This is a genomic window from Streptomyces sp. NPDC058796, assembly GCF_042745235.1.
GTDB lineage: Bacteria > Actinomycetota > Actinomycetes > Streptomycetales > Streptomycetaceae > Streptomyces.
In genome coordinates this window covers 841,195-862,905 of sequence record NZ_JBHYOP010000001.1, presented here as the reverse complement: position 1 = coordinate 862,905, position 21,711 = coordinate 841,195, and the positions used below count along the sequence as shown (strand labels likewise).

Genomic DNA, 21,711 nt, shown 5'->3' with positions numbered 1-21,711 from the left:
CGACAGGGGCCGTGCGTCCGTACACCCGTACGACGGTGATCGCCGTACGGGGGTCGGACGGGACGGAGAGGACCACGGTGGGACAGGGTGGAGCCGGCATACGCCGGCGGCTGGCACTCGGCACGGCCGTGCTGGCGGCGGCCGGGCTGCTCGCCGTCGCGGTGCCGCAGGAGGCGCAGGCCGCGGCGGCGTGTCCGGGGCGCAAGGTCCGTACGCTTCCGTTCGCCACCGGTGCGGTCCTCGTGTATCAGCGCGGCGGTTACGTGTGCGCCGTCACCGTCCCGAAGAAGACCGGCACCAAACGGCAGATGTCCGTCAGTGTGCAGGCGCGCGGTGGCCGGCCGGTCGTGGACTCGGGGCGGTTCGCCCACCGGGCGGGGCCGGTGACGGTGCACGCCGGGAACCGCTGCGTGTGGGTGCGGGGCACGGTGTCGGGGCGCTCGGTCAGCTCCGGCTGGATCCTCTGCTGAGCCCGTCCCCGGCGGCCACCGCCGCCGGCCATTTCGCGATCTCCCCTGGTGTACGGGTGACTTGCTCCGATAGCTTCCGGCGCACATCTGTTTCACAGGGAGGGTGCATGCGCAAGGCGCTCAGATGGCTGCTGGCGCTCGTGGTGCTCATAGGCACCGTCAGCACGGCGGGCGCGGCCACCGCCGCCGAGCCGAAGGCCGTCGACATCAAGGACCGGCTGCTGTCCATACCGGGCATGAGCCTGATCGAGGAGAAGCCGTACACCGGTTACCGCTTCTTCGTCCTCAACTACACCCAGCCGGTCGACCACCGGCGCCCGTACAAGGGCACGTTCCAGCAGCGGATCACCGTGCTGCACAAGGACGTGAGCCGCCCGACGGTCTTCTACACCGGCGGCTACAACGTCTCGACGAACCCCGGCCGCCGCGAGCCGACCCAGATCGTGGACGGCAACCAGGTCTCCATGGAGTACCGCTACTTCACCCCGTCCCGGCCCGAGCCGGCCGACTGGTCGAAGCTGGACATCTGGCAGGCGGCCAGCGACCAGCACCGCATCTTCAAGGCGCTCAAGCCGGTCTACTCGGAGAACTGGATCTCCACGGGCGGCTCCAAGGGCGGCATGACCGCCACCTACTACGAGCGCTTCTACCCGCGCGACATGGACGGCGTCGTCGCCTACGTCGCCCCCAACGACGTCGTCAACCGCGAGGACTCGGCCTACGACCGCTTCTTCGCCCGCGTCGGCACCGAGGAGTGCCGCGACCGGCTGAACGGCGTGCAGCGCGAGGCACTGGTGCGCCGGGCGCCGCTGAAGGAGAAGTACGAGGCGTACGCCGCCGAGAACGGGTACACCTTCGACACCATCGGCAGCCTCGACCGCGCCTACGAGGCCGTCGTCCTGGACTACGTCTGGGGCTTCTGGCAGTACAGCACCGTGAAGGACTGCGCGGACATCCCGGCGGACGCGAAGAACGCGACGGACGACGAGATCTGGAACTCCGTCGACTCGATCTCCGGTTTCTCCTTCTACACGGACCAGGGGCTCGCCCCGTACACGCCGTACTATTACCAGGCGGGCACACAGCTGGGCGCGCCGACGATCCACTTCCCGCACATCGAGAAGAAGTACATCCGCTACGGCTACCAGCCGCCGCGCAACTTCGTGCCGCGCGACATCGACATGCGGTTCCAGCCGTGGGCGATGCGGGACGTCGACCGCTGGGTGCGGCACAACGCCGACCAGATGCTGTTCGTGTACGGCGAGAACGACCCGTGGGGCGCCGAGCCCTTCCGCCTCGGGCACGGCGCGCGCGACTCCTACGTCCTCACCGCGCCCGGCATGAACCACGGCGCCAACGTCGCCGGTCTGGTGCCCGAGGAGAAGGCCCTCGCCACGGCCCGGATCCTCGACTGGGCGGGTGTCGCCCCCGCCGAGGTCCAGGAGGACCCGTCGGCGGCCAGGCCGCTGGCGACGTTCGACGCCAAGCTGGACAAGCGGGACGTGCAGCGCGAGCCGGCGCTGCGCCCGTAGGACGGTGGTTGCGCCCGGCCGGTCGGGTGTGAGCCCCTGAGGTGCTCACAGCGGCCGGGCGCAGCCCACCGGGCGTTCGCCGCCGAGGCGGACGTAGAGCCCGGTCGAGGCGGGGCAGTCCGCCCGGGCGGCGACCGCCTCGACCACCTTGAACTGGGGCTTCTTCTTCCCGGAGCCGTCGCAGGCGGTCTCGCGGACCTTGCCGTCGCCGGCGTCGTAGACGCAGTCGCCGACGATGGTGCGCGGGCCGCCCCCGCCGCCCGGGTCGCCGGGGTGCGGGGGCTGGAGCCTGCGCATGCAGGCGTAGCCCTGGGGCACGGCCCCGTCGCCGTCCTCGTCGGCGGAGGGGCGCTGTTCGCTGATGTGCAGGACGAAGTCGGTGGTGGCGGGGCACGGCGGCCCGTCGGCGGCGCGGCCGTCCTCCCGGGCCACGACCCGCGCCGCCGCCCGCTCGCTGGCGCACGGTACCTCGGTGAAGCTGACCGTCCCGAACGAACTGCACTCGTCGATCGCGAGGAACACCGCCCCGTACCCGGAGGGCCGCACGGCCGCCGGGCCCGACGCGGTGGCCCCACCGGGCGCCCCGTCGCCACCGCTCCCGTCCGTGGCGCCGCCGCCCGCCAGGCCCGCCGGGCTCTGGCATCCCGTCAGCAGCACGGCGCACAACGCCGACAGGGCGCACAACGCCCGCACGGCCGATCTCCCACGCATCGCCATCCCCCCGGATCCCCCGTCCAGCGTGACCCGCCGCAGCGGGGCACGCCAGCGGCGCGGGGTGCATTGCGCAGGGGTGACGGGGGCGCCCCCGGCGCGTGACGTAGGCGGGCTACGGACGGCGACCGGCCGCGACCGCCTACGAGCGGTACGACAGCCCGTGCCCGAGCGGGTACAGCACCGTCTCGGGATCGTCCGCCCGCACCACCGGAACCGGCAGCTTGCCGCGCGGCCGCACCCGCCCGGCGATCACCCGGGCGGCGGCCCGCACCTCGACGTCCGTCCAGGAGTAGGCGGCGAGGAAGGCGGGAACGCCCGGGAGGTGGGCCACGTCGTACGGGTTGCGGATCGCGACCGCGACGACCGGCCTGCCGGTCTCCAGCAGCCGCGCGACCAGCGTGCGCTGACTGCTGCCCGCCGTCACGTTGTACGTCGCGACCACCACCGCGTCGGCGTCCCCGGCCGCTGCGACCGCGCGGTCGATGACGGCGGCGGAGGGCGCCGTGCCGGTGGACAGGGCGGTGGCGGAGAAGCCCAGCTCGGTCAGCGCGCCCGCGAGGACGCCGGTCGGCGGCCCGGTGGTGCCCGAGGGGGAGGCGGGATCGGCGCCGACCACGAGCACCCGGCGGTGTTCCCGGCGCGACAGCGGCAGCAGCCGGCCCTCGTTGACGAGGAGCGTGGTGGAGCGTTCGGCGATCCGGTCCGCCGCGGCCAGGTGACCGCGGGTGCCGACGGTGCGGTCGACGTCCCGGCGGCTGGTGTACGCGTCCCGGAACAGGCCCAGCTTCGCCTTCAGCCGCAGCACCCGCAGGATCGATTCGTCGAGCCGCGCCTCGGTGAGCTCGCCCTCGCGCACGGCCGTCAGGACCGCGTTCCAGGCGAGCGGCAGGTCCGGCGGGTTGAGCAACTGGTCGACGCCGGCCTTCAGCGCCAGCACCGGCACCCGTTCGTCGCCGTACTTGGTCCGCACGCCCTGCATGCCGAGGGAGTCGGTGACCACGACCCCGTCGTAGCCCAGCTCCTCGCGCAGGATGCCGGTGAGGATGGGGCGGGAGAGGGTGGCGGGGTCGCCGGAGTCGTCGAGCGCCGGGACCATGAGGTGGGCGGTCATGATGGCGTCGATGCCGGCCTCGATCGCGGCGCGGAAGGGCGGCGCGTCCAGTTCCTCCCACTGCTCGCGGCTGTGGGTGATGACCGGGAAGCCGGTGTGGCTGTCGGTGGCGGTGTCGCCGTGCCCGGGGAAGTGCTTGGCGCACGCGGCGACCCCGGACCGCTGGTACCCCGTCACCTCGGCGGCCACCAGCTCCGCCACCGCGTCCGGGTCGGCGCCGAAGGACCGTACGCCGATCACCGGGTTGGCCGGGTTGACGTTCACGTCGGCGACGGGGGAGTAGTCCTGGCGGATGCCCATGGCGTGCAGCTCGGCGCCCGCGATCCGCCCGAGGGTGCGGGCGTCGGACCGCGACCCGCCCGCCCCGACGGCCATCGCGCCCGGGAAGAGGGTCGCCGGCTCGCCCACGCGGGCGACGATCCCGTGCTCCTGGTCGGTGGAGACGAGCACCGGGAGGCCGCGCGGGAGTTCGAGTGACGCCTTCTGGATGCCGTTGGACAGGTCGGCGATCTGCTGCGGGTCGCGGGTGTTGTGCGCCCAGGCGAAGTAGATGATGCCGCCGACCCGGTACCTGGCGATCAGCTCGGCCGCGGTGCGGACGCCGATCTCCTTGAGGTTTGCGTCGATGTCGGCCTGGTCGGGGTCGGTGGCGGAGTGGCCGTAGACGCGCATGACGAAGAGCTGGCCGACCTTCTCCTCCAGCGTCATGCGGGAGATGAGGGCGCGCAGCTTGTCGTCGTCGGGCCTGCGGGCGTCGGCGTACGCGGTGCCGCCGCCGGCGGCCAGGGCCGCGCCGACGACCGCGGTGGCGGCGAGGACGGTACGTCTGGAGGGGGGTGCGGTGCTTCCCGTGCCGGCCGTGCTGCTGTGGTGCACGTGCGCTCCTTCCGGAGTGATCCGCTGGGAATCGCTGGAGAGCTGCTGAAGGAAACTTCCAAGGAGTCACCAATATCCGGGAAGTTTCTGCCAGTCAAGGGAGCGCACAGGCATCGCCGGAAGCGGCGGGCGGGGCCGGAGGGGCCGCCGCCGGCGCTTGGGAGGGGGGCGCGCCGACGGCGGCGGGCTGCCGGCCGCGGTGCGGCTGGAGAGGGTGGTCAGCGATCGCAGCCAGCAGCGAGGCCGACACCGCACCACGGAGACTCGTCCGGCAGCGCGGGTTGGACGCGCCCGGCCGCGCCGGGGTTCCCGCCCGGCGCCGGTCTCCGCCGAAGTCGGGGCGCGTGCGAGTTGTGGGGCGGGAGGGGCGCGCAAGCGCGTGGTGGCGCGCTTCTCCGCGAACGGACCGAGACGTGGCGTCTTGCTTTCCGGCCGCGTCCGGCGTAAGGTCTTCGATGTAACGAGACGAGACGTATCGTCTACTTCCTTGGCAGTCCACCGAAGGGCCCCACTTGTTCCCAAGCGCCGCAGCACCCGCCACCGCCCGCCCCGCCGCCTCCCAGCTGACCGTCACCGACGTCACCAAGCGCTACACCCACCACGTCGTCCTGGACCGGGTGTCGTTCACCGTCCGGCCCGGCGAGAAGGTCGCCGTCGTCGGGGACAACGGCTCCGGCAAGTCCACCCTGCTCCGCCTCCTGGCCGACGCCGAGCGCCCCGACAACGGGGAGGTCACCGTCGTCGCCCCGGGCGGCGTCGGGCACCTGGCGCAGACCCTGGACCTGCCCGGCTCGGCCACCGTCGGGGACGCCGTCGACCTCGCCCTGAGCGACCTGCGCCTCCTCGAACGCCGTATCCGCGAGGCGGGCGCCGCCCTGGACGGCGACGAACCGGCCGCCTGCGAGCGGTACGCCGCACTCGTCGCGGAGTTCGAGGCACGGGGCGGATACGACGCCGACCGCCGCGTCGACGTGGCCCTGCGCCACCTCGGCGAGCCGGCCGGCCTGGACCGCGCCCGGCGGCTCGGCACCCTCTCCGGCGGCCGGCGCTCCCGGCTCGCCCTGGCCGCCACCCTCGCCTCGGCGCCCGAACTCCTGCTGCTCGACGAGCCCACCAACGACCTGGACGACGAGGCCGTGGCCTGGCTCGAGGGACGGCTGCGCGCACACCGGGGCACCGTCGTCGCCGTCACCCACGACCGCGCCTTCCTCGACCGGGTCACCGACGTGGTCCTCGAGGTCGACGACCACACCCGCTCGGTACGCCGCTACGGCGACGGCTACGAGGGCTACCTCACGGCGAAGGCCGCCGAACGCGCCCGTACGGCACGGGAGTACGAGGAGTGGCGGGCCGAGGTGACCCGGCAGTCCCGCCTCGCCGACTCCCACATCGGACGCCTCGACGCGATCCCGCGCAAGGGCCCCTGGGCGTTCAGCGGCGCGGGCGCCTTCCGGGCCCGCTCACGGGCGCACGGCGCGATGGGCCGCGTCCGCAACGCCCGCGAGCGCCTGCACCGCCTCACCGAGAACCCGGCGCCCGCCCCGCCCGAACCTCTGCGGTTCACCGCCGTGCTCCGGGGTGCGGCGGACGACGGCGGCGTGGAGCTGGCCGGCCTGCGCGTGCCCGGCCGCCTGGCCCTGGACGCCCTGCGCGTCCCGGCGGGCGGACGGCTGCTGGTCACCGGCCCCAACGGCGCGGGCAAGACCACCCTGTTGCGGGTCCTCGCCGGCGAACTGACCCCCGAGCCCGGCGCGACGGTACGACGCCCCGCGCGGGCCGGTTTCCTGCGCCAGGTGGCCTCGCCCCTGACCGCCGAGGAGGCGCGTCGGCCGGTGCGGGCGGCCTTCGGGGAGGACCGCGCCGACACGCTGCTCGCCCTCGGCCTGTTCCGCGCCGCGGACCTGGACCGGCCGGTCGGGGACCTCTCCACCGGGCAGCGGCGCCGCCTGGAACTGGCCCGCCTGGTCGCCGAACCGCACGGTCTGCTGCTGCTCGACGAGCCGACGAACCACCTCTCGCCCGCCCTGATGGAAGACCTCCAGGCCGCCCTGGCCTCCTACCGGGGCACCCTCGTCGTCGTCTCCCACGACCGGCGCCTGCGGGCGTCCTTCGACGGGCCCGTCACGGAACTGGCGCCCGCCGGGTGAACCCGGCCCCCGTCAGGCCGACTCGTTGAGCAGCCGCACCAGGTGCTCGCGTCCCGCGTCCAGCAGTCCGGGCAGCGGTGCGGCCGCCTCGTACCACCGCTTCTCGTACTCCCAGCACAGCCAGCCGTCCCAGCCCTCGCGGGAGAGCATCTCGACGCACTCGCCCAGCGGCAGCACACCGGCGCCGAGCGGCAGCGGGGTGGTGTCGTCGGCGGAGGCGATGTCCTTGACCTGGACGTACCCGAGGTGCGGGGCGAGGGCCAGGTAGCTCTCCGGCGGTTCCTCGCCGCCCAGCCAGGTGTGCATCACGTCCCACAGCGCACCCACCTGCCGGTGCCCGACCAGACCGAGGACGCGCATCGCGTCGGCGCCGGTGCGGTGCGAGTCGTGGGTCTCCAGGAGGATGCGCACGCCGAGGTCGGCGGCGTACTCGGCGGCCGTGCCCAGCCGCCGGGCGGCCGTCGCGTCGGCCTCCTCGGGGCTCTGCTCACCGCCCCCGCCGGGGAAGACCCGGACGTACGGGGCACCGAGGTCACGGGCCAGCTCCAGCAGGCCGCGCACCTCGGCGAGTACGGCGTCGTCGTCCCCCGGCGCGGCGACCCGCGCGTACCCCGCCACGCCCAGCGGCTCGATGCCCGCCGCCTCGAACCCGGCCACCACGGCGGCCCGTTCGTCGGGCGTCAGGCCCGGATGCACCGGTTCCTCCGGGTGGGCGCGCAGTTCGACACCGTGGTAGCCGTGCGAGGTCGCGAGGTCCAGCACGTCGCGCAGGGGCAGGCCGGGGACACCGAGGGTGGAGAACGCCAGCTTCATGGTGACGGAGCGTACCCGTCCGCACCGCTCCCACTCCTCCATTCACTGCCCGACGCGGGCCTTCTCGGCCCGTCCGGCGTTTGAGGACGAGGCCGTCCAGGCCGAAGGGGGGTCTGGGGGCGGCGGCCCCCAGCGACGCCCGCACCCACGCGGGTCACCGCGAAACCGGCCGCGCGTCTCACCCCCGGGGACCCCCGGAGGACCCCCGTACCATCAATTCCCCCCGCACCGCCGCGATCTCCCCGATCGGCGCCTCCTCCCGCCCCATCGCGATCCGCCCCGCCCGCGCCCCCGCCTCCGCGAGGGGCAGCCGGACCGTCGTCAGCGCGGGCACCGCGTCGATGCTGAACGGCAGGTCGTCGAAGCCGGCCACCGAGACGTCCTCGGGGATCCGCAGCCCCGAGTCCCGCAGCGCCGCGCACGCGCCCAGCGCGACGGTGTCGTTCGCGGCGACGACGGCGGTCAGCGTCGGGTCCCGGCGCAGCAGTTCCAGCGTCGCCTCGTAGCCGGACTGCCGGTCGTAGCGGCCGTGGACCGTCCAGCGGGGGTCCTCCTCGACGCCGTGCGCCGCGAGCGCCGCGCGGTGTCCCTCCAGCCGGTGCCGGGTGGTCGTCCGTTCCTCCGGGCCCGCGATGTAACCGAGCCGCCGGTGGCCGAGGCCGATGAGGTGCTCGGTCAGTTCACGGCCGCCCCCGCGGTTGTCGAAGGTCAGCGCGATCGCCCCGGTCTGCGGCGCCGGCGGCCGCCCGCACAGCACCACCCGCGTCCCGGCCTCCGTCAGCTTGCGCAGCTTCGCCGCCACCGCCGCCTGGTGCGCCGCGTCCTCCATCGCGCCGCCGGTCAGCACGACGGCCGCCGCGCGCTGGCGCTGGAGCAGGGTGAGGTAGGTCAGCTCGCGTTCCGGTGTGCCGCCGGTGTTGCAGACCACGGCGAGTCTCTCGCCGCCCGCCCTGCCGCCCGGCCCGCCGATCTCGGACTGGATCGCGCCGGCCATGATGCCGAAGAAGGGGTCGGCGATGTCGTTGACGAGGATGCCCACCAGGTCGGAGGTGGCCGCCGCCAGCGCGCTCGCGGGCCCGTTGAGGACGTAGTCCAGTTCGTCGACCGCCTTGAGCACCCGCTCGCGCGTGGAGGCGGCGACGGGATAGTTCCCGTTCAGCACGCGCGACACCGTCGCGGGGGAGACCTGGGCGCGGGCCGCCACGTCCGCCAGGGTCACCGTCATGTCCTCGTCCTCCGCCTCGCGCCTGTGCCGTACACCGGCCGTGCACCGCCGTCCCGTCCCAGGTGACCTTACGGCCACGGCCCGCCGCTGTTCGTCCCCTCGAACAACTCGCCAGGGCCTCCGGTCTTGTCCAGACCACCGTCCACAGGCTAGCTTCGTATGGCATAGAAAGCGCTTGCTGTACCGCACTACCTCCACCTCACCGCCCGTACGAAGGGAACGACGTGACACGCAAGACGGTGCGAATCGCCATGAACGGTGTGACCGGGCGCATGGGCTACCGCCAGCACCTCGTCCGCTCCATCCTGGCCCTCCGTGAACAGGGCGGCCTCGACCTCGGCGACGGCACCGTGCTGTGGCCGGAACCGGTCCTGGTCGGCCGCCGCGAGCACGCCCTGAAGGCGCTCGCCGAACGGCACGGCCTGGAGCACGTCTCGACGGACGTGGACGCGGTCCTCGCCGACCCGTCCGTGGACATCTACTTCGACGCCCAGGTCACCTCGGCCCGCGAGGAGGCGATCAAGAAGGCGATCGCCGCGGGCAAGCACGTCTACACCGAGAAGCCCACCGCCACCGGCCTCGACGGCGCCCTGGAACTGGCCCGCCTGGCGAACGCCGCCGGCATCAAGCACGGCGTCGTGCAGGACAAGCTCTTCCTCCCCGGCCTGCTCAAGCTCAAGCGCCTCATCGACGGCGGCTTCTTCGGCCGCATCCTGTCGGTGCGCGGCGAGTTCGGCTACTGGGTCTTCGAGGGCGACTGGCAGGAGGCCCAGCGCCCCTCCTGGAACTACCGCGCCGAGGACGGCGGCGGCATCGTCGTCGACATGTTCCCGCACTGGGAGTACGTCCTGCACGAGCTGTTCGGCCGCGTGAAGTCCGTCCACGCCCTGGCCACCACCCACATCCCGCAGCGCTGGGACGAGAACGGCAAGCCCTACGACGCCACCGCCGACGACGCCGCCTACGGCGTCTTCGAACTCGACGGCGGCACGATCGCCCAGATCAACTCCTCCTGGGCGGTCCGCGTCAACCGCGACGAACTGGTCGAGTTCCAGGTCGACGGCACCGAGGGCTCCGCCGTGGCGGGACTGAGGGGCTGCCGCGTCCAGCACCGCTCCGCCACCCCCAAGCCGGTCTGGAACCCGGACATCCCCGCCACCGAGGCCTTCCGCGACCAGTGGCAGGAGGTCCCCGACAACCAGGAGTTCGACAACGGCTTCAAGGCCCAGTGGGAGCTGTTCCTCAAGCACGTCTACGCCGACGCCCCCTACCACTGGGACCTGCTGGCCGGAGCCCGCGGTGTCCAGCTCGCCGAGCTGGGCCTGAGGTCCTCGGCCGAGGGCCGCCGCCTCGACGTGCCGGAGATCGCGCTGTGACCCTCCGCCTGCCGAACGCCGACGGGACCGTCCGCGCCCACGAGCCCCGCACCGAGCCCCTGACGCTCTCCCGGGGAAGCGCTTTCACCTCCCGTACGGTGTTCTCCGCGGCGCACGTCGTCGCCGACCCGTACGCCGACACCACCCCCGACTCGCCCGCCGCCGTCGACTGGGACACCACCCTCGCCTTCCGCCGCCACCTGTGGTCCCACGGCCTCGGCGTCGCCGAGGCGATGGACACCGCCCAGCGCGGCATGGGCCTGGACTGGGACGGCGCCGCCGAACTCATCCGCCGCTCCGCCGCCGAGGCGAAGGCGTGCGGCGGCCGCATCGCCTGCGGCGTGGGCACGGACCAGCTCACCGCCACCACCGCCCCCAGCTCCCTCGCCGAGGTCCGGGCGGCCTACGAGGAGCAGCTCGCCCTCGTCGAGGAGTCCGGCGCCCAGGCCATCGTGATGGCCTCCCGCGCCCTCGCCGCCACCGCGCAGGGCCCGGACGACTACCTGGAGGTCTACGGCCACCTCCTGCGCCAGGCCGCCGAGCCGGTGATCCTGCACTGGCTGGGCCCGATGTTCGACCCGGCCCTGGAGGGCTACTGGGGCTCGTCCGACCTCGACGCGGCGACCGGCACCTTCCTGGAGGTCATCGCCGCCCACTCCGACAAGGTCGACGGGATCAAGGTCTCCCTCCTGGACGCCCGGCGCGAGGTCGACCTGCGCCGCCGCCTCCCGCAGGGCGTGCGCTGCTACACCGGCGACGACTTCAACTACCCCGAACTGATCGCCGGTGACGACCAGGGCTTCAGCCATGCCCTGCTCGGCATCTTCGACCCGCTGGGCCCGCTGGCCGCGGAGGCGGTCCGCGTCCTCGACACGGGGAACACGGAGGGCTTCCGCGCCCTCCTCGACCCCACCGTCGAACTCTCCCGCCACCTCTTCCAGACCCCCACCCGCTACTACAAGACGGGCGTGGTGTTCCTGGCCTGGCTCGCGGGCCACCAGAGCCACTTCACGATGGTCGGCGGCCTCCAGTCGGCACGCTCCCTGCCCCACCTCGCGCGCGCCTACGAACTCGCCGACGGCCTCGGCCTGTTCCCGGACCCGAAGAGGGCCGAGGAGCGGATGCGGACCCTGCTGTCGCTGTACGGAGTGGACCAGTGAGCGATCTCGCGCGTTTCAGCATCAACCAGATGACGGTCAAGCAGCTCTCCCTGCCCGAACTGACCGCCGCCTGCCGCGAACTCGGCGTGGGCAACGTCGGCCTGTGGCGCGAACCCGTCCAGGCGTACGGCGTCGAGGCCGCGGCGAAACTGGTCCGCGACGCGGGCCTGACCGTCACCACCCTGTGCCGCGGCGGCTTCCTCACCGCCGTCGACCCGGCCGCACGCGCGAAGGCCCTGGCCGACAACCGCCGCGCCGTCGACGAGGCCGCCACGCTCGGCACCGACACCCTGGTCCTGGTCTCCGGCGGTCTCCCGCCCGGCGACAAGGACCTGCGCGCCGCCCGGGAGCGCGTCGCGGACGCGCTGGCCGAGCTGGGCCCGTACGCGGAGCGGCACGGCGTACGCCTCGCCATCGAGCCCCTGCACCCCATGTACGCCTCCGACCGCTGCGTGGTCTCCACCCTCACCCAGGCCCTGGACCTCGCCGAACGCTTCCCGGCCCACCAGGTCGGCGTCACCGTCGACACGTACCACATCTGGTGGGACGACCGGGCGCCCGAGCAGATCGCCCGGGCCGGCGCGGGCGGCCGCATCCACACCTTCCAGCTCGCCGACTGGACCACCCCGCTGCCCGAGGGCGTCCTCAACGGCCGCGGCCAGATCGGGGACGGCGCGATCGACATGCGGGAGTGGCAGGGGTACGTGGAGGCGGCCGGATACACCGGCGCCATCGAGGTCGAGCTGTTCAGTGACGGGCTGTGGGCCCGGGACGGGCGGGAGGTGCTGGCCGAGACGGCACAGCGGTTCGCCGCGCACGTGGACCTGGACCTGGACCTCGCGGACACCGGCAAATAAATCCCGCGGTCCGTGCAACCGTTGCGCGGGTCCGCGGGTCGTACATGTCGTCAGAACCCCGTTGGGGGGTCCCGGGGGGGACCGAGGGGTTCTGACGGGGAGGGAAAAAGGGGAGGGAAACCCGAGGGGGCCCGGTCGGCGACCGGACCCCCTCGAAGTTCTCCGGGCCTTCCCCGTGCGCGTCGGAAGGCCTCCGTCAGAAGAAGACCCCGCAGCGCAGCAGCACGTTCGCGTACGGCCGGGCCTCCCCGGTCCGCACCACCAGCCGCGCCTTTGCCGACAGCTCCTTCAGCCGCTCGTGAGGGACGAGCCGGAGAGCGGGGAAGTGCCTGTCGAGCAGGGCGGCCGCTTCCGCGTTGGCGCCCCGGATTTCCGCCGCCGCCGTCGCCGCCTCGACCACCAGCTCGTCGAGCAGCCCGCCCAGCACCTCCGCGAAGGAGGGCACGCCGGCCCGGAAGGCGAGGTCGACGACGCGGGGACCACACGGTCCGTCCGGTATCGGCATGCCCGCGTCGCACACCAGGACGCCGTCCCCGTGGCCGAGTTCGGCGAGGGCTCCCGCGAGGTGCCGGTTCAGTATCCCCGCCCTCTTCACAGCGCCTCGGCCTCCGCAGCCGTCGGGTACGACGCCTGCGCGCCCGCCTTCGTGACCGCCGCCGCGCCCACCCGGGCCGCGTAGGCCGCCGCGTCCGCGAGTGACTCGCCGGTGCCGAGGCGCCAGGCCAGCGCCGCGGTGAACGCGTCGCCGGCGCCCGTGGTGTCCACGGCGTCCACCTTCACGGACGGCACCCGCGACACCTCCGCCCCCGACGCCACCAGCGCGCCCTCGGCGCCCAGGGTGACGACCACCGAGCGCGGCCCCTTGGCCAGCAGGATGCGGGCCCAGTCCTCGGGGCGGTCGCTCACACAGGCGTCGCCGAGGATGACCTTCGCCTCGTGCTCGTTGACGATCAGTGGGTCGCAGGCGTCCAGCACCTCCCGCGGCAGCGGCAGCGGCGGCGACGGGTTCAGCACGAAGCGGCTGCCCGGGGCCAGGCTCCGGACCACCTCCTCCACCGTCTCCAACGGCACCTCCAACTGGGTGGAGACCACGCGGGAGGCGTGGAAGAGGCTGGCGGCGGCGCGGATGTCGCCCGGTGCCAGCCGGCCGTTGGCGCCCGGCGAGACCACGATGCTGTTGTCCCCGGACGGGTCGACGGTGATCAGCGCGACGCCGGTCGGGGCACCGCCGACCAGGACGCCCACCGTGTCGACGCCGGCCGCCCGCTGCGAGTCCAGCAGCAGCCGTCCGTAGTCGTCGTCGCCGACCCGGGCCAGCAGCGCCGTACGGGCGCCGAGCCGGGCGGCGGCCACCGCCTGGTTCGCTCCCTTGCCGCCCGGGTGGACGGCCAGGTCGGTGCCGAGCACCGTCTCGCCGGCCCCCGGCCGCCGCTCGACGCCGATCACGAGGTCGGCGTTGGCCGATCCCACGACCAGGAGGTCGTAGTCGTACATGAGTCGCTCTCCGATCCCAATGAACCCGAGTGAGTCCCGGTGAACGTGTCAGCCCTCGAAGCCGGCCACGTTCTCCTTGGTGACCACCTTCACCGGCACCTTCACCATCTTCTCCGTCTTCTCGCCGTCGGCGGCGCGCAACGCGTTCTCCACGGCGATCCTGCCCAGTTCCCTGGGCTGCTGCGCCACGGAGGCGTACAGCGCGCCCTCCTGGACCGCCTTCAGCCCGTCCGGCGTGCCGTCGAAGCCGACGACCTGCACGGACTTCCCGGCCTTGGAACCCAGCGCCTTGATCGCGCCGAGCGCCATCTCGTCGTTCTCCGCGAAGACGCCGTCGATGTCGGGGTGCGCCTGGAGCAGGTTGGTCATCACGTCCAGGCCCTTGGTGCGGTCGAAGTCCGCGGGCTGCTTGGCGACGACCTTGATGCCCGGGTACTCCTTGAGCCCCGCCGCGAAGCCCGCCCCGCGCTCCCGGCTGGCGGAGGTGCCGGCCTGGCCCTGGAGGATGACGATGGTGCCCTTGCCGCCGAGCTTCTCGGCGAGCGCCCGGGCGCCCAGCTTGCCGCCCTCGACGTTGTCGGAGGCGACCAGCGCGGCCGTCTCGGCCTTGTTGACGCCGCGGTCCACGGCGACGACGGGGATGTCGTCCTTGTTCGCCGAGCGCACCGAGGGGCCGGCCGCGTCGGAGTCCACCGGGTTGACGATGATCGAGGACAGGCTTCCGCTGACGAAGTTCTGCAGCTGGTTGGCCTGCTGGGAGGCGTCGTTCTGGGCGTCCGTGACCGTCAGGTCCACGCCCAGCTTCTTCGCCTGCTCCTCGGCGCCGGCGCGGATCTGCACGAAGAACGGGTTGTTGAGCGTGGACAGCGACAGCCCGATCTTCTGCGTCTTCCCGTCCGAGGACCCGCTGTGCAGCAGCGAGGTCGCGCCGACCACGGCGACGGCGACGACGGCCGCGATGACGTACGTCAGTGCCTGCTTGCCCCGGTTCCCGCCGCCGGACGCCCCGGCCGCCGGAGTCGTCGCGCCCGCCTTGCGCCGCAGCGTGTCGAAGAGGACGGCCAGCGCGATGACGACACCGATGACGACCTGCTGCCAGAACGCGGAGACGGACAGCAGGTTGAGGCCGTTGCGCAGCACCGCGAGGATCAGCGCGCCGATGAGGGTGCCGGACGCCTTGCCGGTGCCGCCCGCGAGGGAGGCGCCGCCGATGACGACGGCGGCGATGGCGTCGAGTTCGTAACCCTGCGCGGCCTGCGGCTGCGCGGAGGAGAGCCGGGAGGCGAGCACGATGCCCGCGGCGGCGGCGAACAGGCCGGAGAAGGCGTAGATGGCGAGCTTCTGACGCTTCACGCGCAGCCCGGACAGCCGGGCGGCCTCCTCGTTGCCGCCGATGGCGTACATGGAGCGCCCGATGTAGGTCCGCCCGAGGACGAACGCCGTGATCAGCCCCATGACGACCATCACCAGCACCGGCACGGGCAGCCACCCGCCGAGCGTGTCACCGAGGTGGGAGACGGACTCCGGGAAAGCGATCGGCGAGCCCTGCGAGATGACCAGCGACAGACCGCGCCCCACCGACAGCATGGCGAGCGTCGCGATGAACGGCGGCAGCTTCCCGTACGAGATGAGGAAACCGTTCACCAGGCCGCAGGCGATGCCCGTCGCGACGGACAGCAGTACCGCGAGCACGACCGGCATCCCGGCCTCGGTGGCGCTCCACGCCAGCACGGTGGCCGACAGCGCGGCGACCGATCCGACCGACAGGTCGATGCCGGCCGAGACGATGACGAAGGTGACGCCGAAGGCGAGGATCGCGGTGACGGCGGCCTGGACGCCGACGTTCAGCAGGTTGTCGGCGGTCAGGAAGTCCCCGGACAGCGCCGACATGGCGATGACGAGGACGATGAGCGCCGTCAGGGCGCCGTTGTCGAGCAGCAGGCGGCGCAGGCCGCCCGTGGCGCCGCCCCGCGCGCCCGGCTTGCTCTTGAGCGTGTCAGTGGCCACGGGAGGCCTCCGTTCCGGTTCCGGTCTCGTCGGTGTGGGGGGTGCTGACGGCGAGCGCCATGACGGCGTCCTGGGTGGCACGGTCGGCGGGGAGTTCCCCGGCGACCCGTCCCTGCGCCATGACGACGACCCGGTCGCTCATGCCGAGCACCTCGGGCAGGTCGCTGGAGATCATGAGCACGGCCGCACCGGCCGCCGTCAGCTCGTTGATCAGCTGGTAGATCTCGACCTTGGCGCCGACGTCGATGCCGCGCGTCGGCTCGTCGAGGATGAGCACCTTGGTGTCCGCCAGCAGCCACTTGCCGATGACGACCTTCTGCTGGTTGCCGCCGGACAGGGTGCGCACGTGCTGCCCGAGCCCGGCCATCCGCACGCCGAGCTGCCCGGCGACCCGCTCGGCCGCCGCGCGCTGCCCCTTGAGGTCGACGAGCCCCGCGCGGGCGGACGACTTCAGCGTCACCAGCCCGAGGTTCTCCTCGACGGAGGCGTCGAGCACGAGCCCCTGCCCCTTGCGGTCCTCGGGCACGAGCCCGATCCCGGCGGCCATGGCGGCGTTCACGTCGTGCCGCCGCAGCGGCGCGCCCGCGACGTGCACGGTCCCGGAGTCGTAGGGGTCGGCGCCGAACACGGCCCGCACGACCTCGGTCCGTCCGGCCCCGACGAGCCCGGCGACGCCGACGACCTCACCGGCCCGCACCTCGAACCCGACGTCGTGGAAGACCCCGTCCCGCGTCAGCCCTTCCACCTTGAGCAACGCCTCACCGGCGTCGGCGCGTTCACGCGGGTACTGCTGCTCGATCGACCGCCCGACCATGAGCCGTACCAGCTCGTCCTCCGGGGTGGAGGCGGGCACCTGCCCGACGCTCCTGCCGTCCCGGATGACGGTGACGCGGTCACCGAGGGCGGCGATCTCCTCCAGGTGGTGGGTGATGAAGACGATCCCGACGCCGTCCTCGCGCAGCCGCCGCACGATCGCGAACAGCTTGTCGACCTCCTCGGAGGTGAGCACGGCGGTCGGCTCGTCCATGATGAGCACGCGCGCGTCCAGGCTGAGCGCCTTGGCGATCTCGACCATCTGGAGCCGCGCGATGCCCAGTTCACGCACCCGCGCGCGCGGGGACACCTTGACCCCCACCCGCTCCAGCAGCACCGCCGCGTCCGCGTCCATCTTCTTCCGGTCGATCATCCCGAACCGGCGGGGCTGGCGCCCCAGGAAGATGTTCTCGGCGACCGTCAGGTCGGGAACGAGGTTGAACTCCTGGTAGATGGTGGCGATCCCGAGCCGCTCGGAGTCCTGCGCACCGTGGATGCGCACCTCCTCGCCGCCGGCCAGGATCCGCCCGGCGTCGGGCGTGTAGGCGCCGGAGAGCATCTTGATGAGGGTGCTCTTGCCCGCGCCGTTCTCACCGAGCAGCACGTGCACCTCGCCCCGGCGCAGGTCGAAGTCGACGCTGTCGAGCGCGACCACGCCGGGGAAGGTCTTGCGGATGCCCTCGATGCGCAGCAACTCGTCCGGACTGCGGCTGCTCACGGCGTACTCCTTCGTACGGGGGAGGGGGACGGGGGTTGTTCGCGGGCGGAGGGGGACTCCCCGCACGAGCGGCGGACGACGAGCCGCGCCGGCAGGGTGACGGACTCACCGGTCCGCCCCGCGATCCGGTCGACGAGCGCGCGTACGGCGGCCCGGCCGAGGTCGCCCGTGGGCTGGGCGATCGCGGTGACGGGCGGGTCGGTGTGCACGAACCAGCGGATGTCGTCGAACGCGGCGAGCGCGATGTCCTCGGGGACACTCAGACCCCGCGCGCGCACGGCGTCCAGCGCGCCGAGCGCCATCAGGTTGTCGGCGGCGAAGACGACGTCGGGCGGCTCGGGCAGGTCGAGGAAGCCCTCGGTGACCCGGCGCCCGCTCTCCGCCTGGAAGTCGCCCTGGCCGATGTACGCGTCCGGGAGGGGAAGCCCGTACGCGGCGAGCGCCTCGCGGAAGGCGCCGACGCGCTCGCGTCCGGTGGTGGTGGCGGCGGGCCCGGCGATGATCGCGAGCCGCCGGTGCCCGAGCCCGTGCAGGTGGGCGACGAGGTCGCGCACGGCACCCCGCCCGTCCGACCGGACGACGGGCACGTCCACGCCGGGAATCCACCGGTCGACGAACACCATCGGCGTCCCGGCCCGCGCGGCGTCCAGCATGCGCGGGGAGCCGCCGTCGGTGGGGGAGACGAGGAGCCCGTCGATACGGCGGTCCAGCAGCGTCGTCACGTGGTGGTCCTGGAGATCGGGCCGCTCGTCGGCGTTGCCGATGATCACGCTGTAGCCGAGCGCGCGGGCCTCTTCCTCCACGGACCGGGCCAGTTCGGTGAAGTACGGGTTCATGACGTCGCTGATGACCAGGCCGAGGGTGCGGGTCTGATCGGTGCGCAGCGACCGGGCGACGGCGTTCGGGCGGTAGCCCAGCGTCTCCACGGCGGCCAGCACGCGGGCGCGGGCGCCGGGGCTGACGGACGGGTGGCCGTTGAGGACGCGCGAGACCGTCGCGACGGACACGCCCGCCTCGACGGCGACGTCCTTGATGCTCGCCATCGCCGTTTCCACCTCCTCGTGGAATCGATTACACGGAGGATTGGAAACGATTACACGAGTGATGACAAGGGGGTGAGAGGTACCCGAGACTCAATCGTGACTCGGCGTGCGGAGGCGTATGCCGAGTACGTCTTCGGGGCCGCCTGCTGTTGGGTGGCCGTGGGGCCGCCCGCTTCTTGGTCAGTGTCGTGCTTCCGCGAGCCGAGTAAAGGGCGCTTCCTGCGGTCGCGTCGCCTTCGGCGATGACCCTTCGGGTCACCCTTGACTCGGCTCGCTCCAGCACGGGTGAGAAGCGTGCGGGCGGCCGGAGGAAGGCGGGTGGCCGGCGTATGTCGGTCCCTTCCGTCGGCTGCGTACGCGCCGGGCGTGCGGGGCGCGTCCGCGTCTCGCCGGCACGCCGCGTGGGTTTAGCGGCGACCGCTGGGTGGGTGGTGGGGAGTAGTGGGTGATGGTGGGTGGGGGTCTGGGGGTGGTCTGGGAAATGGATGACACTTCGGGGTGAAGTGTCATCCGTTTTTGGAGGGTGGTCCGGGGGGTGGTTCTGTGGTGCCCGCTCGGGTTGGCCGCTGGGACGGTGTGGCGTGCGGCTACGGTGCTGGGGCGGCGCATGTGACCGGTACCGCCCACCGGGGGTGAGCCGCTGAGCCGAGGTGGCGTGCTGGCGAGGCGCTGGTGCGTTCCGCCGTCGCCGGGTGGGTACGCAGGGGGCGGTTGATCGTGAACCCGGCTCGGCCACCCGTGTTTCCGGGCCGCTCGCTCGCTTCTGACCCGTGGTGGAGCGAGCCGAGTCAAGGGTCGGCCGCAGGCCGATCGCCGAAGGCGACGCGCAGCGCCCTTTACTCGGGTCGCGGAGGCACGACACTGGCAAGGAAGCGGGCGGCCCCAACGGCCACCCACCAACCCGGCCCCGCGCCGACGCCCGCGCGTCAGCTCATTGCCGCCTCGAACATCCCCGCCTCGTAGGAACCGCCCTTCTGGTGCGTGATCACGGCGAGCCGGTTGGCCGCGTTGATCAGGGCGACCTGGCAGATCAGCGCGGCGATCTGGTCGTCGTCGTAGTGCTTGCGCACCTGAGCCCAGGTCTCGTCGGACACGCCCTGGTGGGCGTCGGCGAGCCGGGTGCCCTCCTCGGCGAGTGCCAGCGCGGCCCGCTCGGCCTCGGTGAACACGGTGGACTCGCGCCATACGGCGACCAGGTGCAACCGCACCGCGCTCTCCCCGGCGGCGGCCGCCTCCTTGACGTGCATGTCGACGCAGTGGCCGCAGCCGTTGATCTGGCTGGCCCGCAGGGACACCAGCTCCTGCGTCGACTTCGGCAGCGCCGACTGGTGGACCAGCATCCCGGCGCCCGCGAACCGCTTGGCGAACCTGCCGCCGAACTCGTTCTCGAGCAGGTTGAATCGGAAGTCCATGATCCCGTCCTCGTTCTCGGTGTCTCGGTGTCTCGGTGACGAACACGAGACGCCGCCGGCCCGGTCCCTGTGACGGGCCGCCGGTGTGACGTGGCCCACCGGCGGCGGGTGTCACAGGACGGCGGCGGCCGGTGTCCTGTGCGCGGGACGACACCGACAGGACCGAGCCGAACGAACGGGAGAAGCCGGTGACCAGCGAGAACGGCGGACGCGACCAGGACGGCGCCACCGAGGCCTTCGTCGCCCACCGCAACCTGCTCTTCACGGTCGCGTACGAGATGCTCGGCTCGGCGGCGGACGCCGAGGACGTCCTCCAGGAGACCTGGCTGCGCTGGGCGGACGTCGACCTCGGCGCCGTACGCGACCGGCGCGCGTACCTCGTCCGCATCACCACCCGCCAGGCCCTGAACAGACTCCGCGCCCTCGGCCGCCGCAAGGAGTCCTACGTCGGCTCCTGGCTGCCCGAGCCGCTGCTGACCACGCCCGACGTGGCGGAGGACGTCGAACTGGCCGACAGCGTGTCGATGGCGATGATGCTGGTGCTGGAGACGCTGACGCCGACCGAGCGGGCGGTGTTCGTGCTGCGCGAGGTGTTCGACCTCGGCTACGACGAGATCGCCGAGGCCGTGGAGAAGAGCCCGGCCGCCGTCCGGCAGATCGCCCACCGGGCCCGCGCCCACGTCGCGGCACGCCGCCCGCGCGGGGTGGTCTCGGCGACCGAGTCCCGGAAGGCCCTCGCGGCCTTCCGGCGGGCCGTGGAGACGGGCGACCTCCAGGGCCTGCTCGACATCCTCTCCCCGGACGTCGTCCTGCTCGGCGACGGCGGCGGCATCAAGCAGGCCGTCCTGCGCCCCGTCACGGGGGCCGACAAGGTGGCCCGCCTGGTGCTCGGCGGACTGGCCAAGCACAACGTCACGCCGTCGATGGAACCGGCCCAGGTCAACGGCTACCCGGCGCTGGTCGTCCACCTCGACGGCGAGCTCGACACCGTGGTGGCGGTCCGCTTCGACGAGGGCCGCATCAGCGGCCTCTACGCCGTCCGCAACCCGGAGAAGCTGTCGCACATGCACCGGGAGACGGCCCTGCGCCGGTGACCGACCGGCTCACTGGGGCTCCGGCAGCGTCTCGCCGGTCTCCAGCAGCGTCTTGAGGCCGGACAGGAGGGCCGGCCAGCCGTGCTGGATCATCTCGCGGACGGTGCTGCCGGGCTCGAAACCGTCGTGGACGACGGTGAGCCTCACCAATCCCTCGCCGAGGTCCTCGATCTCGAACGTGACCTTCGACCGCCGCTCGGCGGCGACCTTGGCGAGGGTCTCGTCGTCGATCGCGTTGGCCTTCGCCCACTCGGGGGCGAAGGTGTGCCAGGTGTACGACAGGCGCCGGAAGGGCTCGGACTCGAGGACGACCTGCTGCGGGTCGGCGGTCTCCGTCTCCCGCTCCCTCCACACCACGGACGACCCGGCCGCCCAGTCGGTGCCGAACTCGACACCCCAGTAGCGCCGGGTGAAGGCCGGATCGGTCAGGCCCTGCCACAGCTGTTCGGGCGTGGTCCTGATGTAAGTCGTGTAGACGAACGCGTTGCTGTCCATGGCGGTGTTCTCCAGCACGTGCTTGAGGTCGGCGAGTGCGCGCACCCGCTCCCGGTCGTAGCGGCTGATCCAGCGTTCGGCGATGGCGTTGACCGGCTCGGCGTTGAGGTAGTGCAGCTTCTCCCGGCCCCGCCGGACGGTGGTGACCAGGTGGGCCGCCTCCAGCACCGCCAGGTGCTTGCTGACCGACTGCCGGGCCATGTCCAGCCCGGCGCACAGCTCGCGCAGGCTCTGCCCGTTGCGCGCGTTCAGGCTGTCCAGCAGCCGCCGCCGGCTGCCGTCGGCCAGTGCCTTGAAGACCTCGTCCATCTCCGCCCCTCTGACATGCAGCCCATTGGCTGCCTATTACGTTAG

The 21,711-nt window shown here is 72.9% G+C and carries 18 protein-coding genes; 7 read left to right on the top strand and 11 right to left on the bottom strand.

The features are described 5' to 3' along the window. The first annotated feature begins 77 nt into the window (after positions 1-77). Together ACFW47_RS03805 and ACFW47_RS03800 are read left to right on the top strand one after the other, a co-directional pair. On the top strand, positions 78-470 hold the full coding sequence (locus ACFW47_RS03805) for a hypothetical protein (RefSeq protein WP_386285873.1): 393 nt from the start codon (positions 78-80) through the stop codon (positions 468-470). A gap of 107 nt (positions 471-577) precedes the next feature. Beyond that, positions 578-2,002, top strand: a complete 1,425-nt coding sequence (locus tag ACFW47_RS03800; RefSeq protein ID WP_386285871.1) for a S28 family serine protease — start codon at positions 578-580, stop codon at positions 2,000-2,002. A gap of 45 nt (positions 2,003-2,047) precedes the next feature. Here ACFW47_RS03800 and ACFW47_RS03795 read toward each other — a convergent pair whose 3' ends face one another. After that, positions 2,048-2,713 carry a hypothetical protein gene (locus ACFW47_RS03795; RefSeq protein ID WP_386285869.1) on the bottom strand — a complete coding sequence of 222 codons (666 nt, stop codon included), beginning with the start codon at positions 2,711-2,713 and terminating at the stop codon, positions 2,048-2,050. A gap of 142 nt (positions 2,714-2,855) precedes the next feature. Continuing rightward, positions 2,856-4,703 carry a glycoside hydrolase family 3 protein gene (locus tag ACFW47_RS03790; protein WP_386285867.1) on the bottom strand — a complete coding sequence of 616 codons (1,848 nt, stop codon included), beginning with the start codon at positions 4,701-4,703 and terminating at the stop codon, positions 2,856-2,858. A 512-nt stretch (positions 4,704-5,215) separates the two neighbouring features. Here ACFW47_RS03790 and abc-f point away from each other — a divergent pair. Beyond that, positions 5,216-6,850, top strand: coding sequence for a ribosomal protection-like ABC-F family protein (gene abc-f / locus ACFW47_RS03785; RefSeq protein ID WP_386304648.1), 1,635 nt, complete (start codon positions 5,216-5,218; stop codon positions 6,848-6,850). A 12-nt stretch (positions 6,851-6,862) separates the two neighbouring features. Here the strand turns inward: abc-f and ACFW47_RS03780 are convergent, their stop codons facing one another. Together ACFW47_RS03780 and ACFW47_RS03775 are read right to left on the bottom strand one after the other, a co-directional pair. Continuing rightward, the gene (locus tag ACFW47_RS03780) at positions 6,863-7,663 is read right to left on the bottom strand and encodes a sugar phosphate isomerase/epimerase family protein (RefSeq protein ID WP_386304645.1); all 801 of its coding nucleotides are present in this window, start codon (positions 7,661-7,663) and stop codon (positions 6,863-6,865) included. Between the two features lie 178 nt (positions 7,664-7,841). Continuing rightward, the gene (locus ACFW47_RS03775; RefSeq protein WP_386285861.1) at positions 7,842-8,888 is read right to left on the bottom strand and encodes a LacI family DNA-binding transcriptional regulator; all 1,047 of its coding nucleotides are present in this window, start codon (positions 8,886-8,888) and stop codon (positions 7,842-7,844) included. 224 nt (positions 8,889-9,112) lie between these two features. Here ACFW47_RS03775 and ACFW47_RS03770 point away from each other — a divergent pair, with 224 nt between their 5' ends. From ACFW47_RS03770 to ACFW47_RS03760, 3 genes are read left to right on the top strand one after another with little or no spacing between them, the layout of a single operon-like run. Beyond that, positions 9,113-10,264, top strand: a complete 1,152-nt coding sequence (locus ACFW47_RS03770; protein ID WP_386285859.1) for a Gfo/Idh/MocA family protein — start codon at positions 9,113-9,115, stop codon at positions 10,262-10,264. Continuing rightward, the gene (locus ACFW47_RS03765) at positions 10,261-11,424 is read left to right on the top strand and encodes a dihydrodipicolinate synthase family protein (RefSeq protein ID WP_386285857.1); all 1,164 of its coding nucleotides are present in this window, start codon (positions 10,261-10,263) and stop codon (positions 11,422-11,424) included. Before ACFW47_RS03770 ends, ACFW47_RS03765 begins: the two co-directional genes overlap by 4 nt. After that, positions 11,421-12,281 carry a sugar phosphate isomerase/epimerase family protein gene (locus tag ACFW47_RS03760; RefSeq protein ID WP_386304643.1) on the top strand — a complete coding sequence of 287 codons (861 nt, stop codon included), beginning with the start codon at positions 11,421-11,423 and terminating at the stop codon, positions 12,279-12,281. The genes ACFW47_RS03765 and ACFW47_RS03760 overlap by 4 nt, the downstream gene beginning before the upstream one ends. Positions 12,282-12,477: 196 nt before the next feature. On the opposite strand, the gene rbsD is transcribed toward ACFW47_RS03760, so the two are convergent. The 6 genes from rbsD to ACFW47_RS03730 all read right to left on the bottom strand — a co-directional run bounded on the left by rbsD (position 12,478) and on the right by ACFW47_RS03730 (position 19,768). After that, complete coding sequence (gene rbsD, locus ACFW47_RS03755; RefSeq protein WP_386304641.1) at positions 12,478-12,876, bottom strand: D-ribose pyranase; 399 nt, start codon at positions 12,874-12,876, stop codon at positions 12,478-12,480. Beyond that, entirely contained in the window at positions 12,873-13,775 is a 903-nt protein-coding gene (locus ACFW47_RS03750) for a ribokinase (RefSeq protein ID WP_386304640.1), read from the bottom strand. Before ACFW47_RS03750 ends, rbsD begins: the two co-directional genes overlap by 4 nt. A 48-nt stretch (positions 13,776-13,823) precedes the next feature. Further along, entirely contained in the window at positions 13,824-15,782 is a 1,959-nt protein-coding gene (locus ACFW47_RS03745; RefSeq protein ID WP_386285848.1) for a substrate-binding domain-containing protein, read from the bottom strand. Beyond that, a complete protein-coding gene (locus ACFW47_RS03740; protein WP_386285846.1) occupies positions 15,772-17,313 on the bottom strand; it encodes a sugar ABC transporter ATP-binding protein in 1,542 nt (513 codons plus the stop codon). Before ACFW47_RS03740 ends, ACFW47_RS03745 begins: the two co-directional genes overlap by 11 nt. Further along, positions 17,310-18,356, bottom strand: a complete 1,047-nt coding sequence (locus tag ACFW47_RS03735) for a LacI family DNA-binding transcriptional regulator (RefSeq protein WP_386304637.1) — start codon at positions 18,354-18,356, stop codon at positions 17,310-17,312. Before ACFW47_RS03735 ends, ACFW47_RS03740 begins: the two co-directional genes overlap by 4 nt. Positions 18,357-19,282: 926 nt before the next feature. Beyond that, entirely contained in the window at positions 19,283-19,768 is a 486-nt protein-coding gene (locus ACFW47_RS03730; RefSeq protein ID WP_386285842.1) for a carboxymuconolactone decarboxylase family protein, read from the bottom strand. A gap of 188 nt (positions 19,769-19,956) precedes the next feature. On the opposite strand from ACFW47_RS03730, the gene ACFW47_RS03725 reads away from it, so the two are divergent. Then, a complete protein-coding gene (locus tag ACFW47_RS03725) occupies positions 19,957-20,862 on the top strand; it encodes an RNA polymerase sigma-70 factor (protein ID WP_386286115.1) in 906 nt (301 codons plus the stop codon). Positions 20,863-20,871: 9 nt separating this feature from the next. Here the strand turns inward: ACFW47_RS03725 and ACFW47_RS03720 are convergent, their stop codons facing one another. Further along, the gene (locus ACFW47_RS03720; RefSeq protein ID WP_386304635.1) at positions 20,872-21,666 is read right to left on the bottom strand and encodes an ArsR/SmtB family transcription factor; all 795 of its coding nucleotides are present in this window, start codon (positions 21,664-21,666) and stop codon (positions 20,872-20,874) included. Positions 21,667-21,711 lie beyond the last annotated feature (45 nt).

Excerpts from the sequence above, each read along its gene's own strand:
- ACFW47_RS03800 (WP_386285871.1), top strand. The coding sequence starts at position 578 with ATGCGCAAGGCGCTCAGATGGCTGCTGGCGCTCGTGGTGCTCATAGGC.
- ACFW47_RS03795 (WP_386285869.1), bottom strand. The coding sequence starts at position 2,713 with ATGCGTGGGAGATCGGCCGTGCGGGCGTTGTGCGCCCTGTCGGCGTTG.
- ACFW47_RS03780 (WP_386304645.1), bottom strand. The coding sequence starts at position 7,663 with ATGAAGCTGGCGTTCTCCACCCTCGGTGTCCCCGGCCTGCCCCTGCGC.
- ACFW47_RS03775 (WP_386285861.1), bottom strand. The coding sequence starts at position 8,888 with ATGACGGTGACCCTGGCGGACGTGGCGGCCCGCGCCCAGGTCTCCCCC.
- ACFW47_RS03750 (WP_386304640.1), bottom strand. The coding sequence starts at position 13,775 with ATGTACGACTACGACCTCCTGGTCGTGGGATCGGCCAACGCCGACCTC.
- ACFW47_RS03735 (WP_386304637.1), bottom strand. The coding sequence starts at position 18,356 with ATGGCGAGCATCAAGGACGTCGCCGTCGAGGCGGGCGTGTCCGTCGCG.
- ACFW47_RS03730 (WP_386285842.1), bottom strand. The coding sequence starts at position 19,768 with ATGGACTTCCGATTCAACCTGCTCGAGAACGAGTTCGGCGGCAGGTTC.
- ACFW47_RS03720 (WP_386304635.1), bottom strand. The coding sequence starts at position 21,666 with ATGGACGAGGTCTTCAAGGCACTGGCCGACGGCAGCCGGCGGCGGCTG.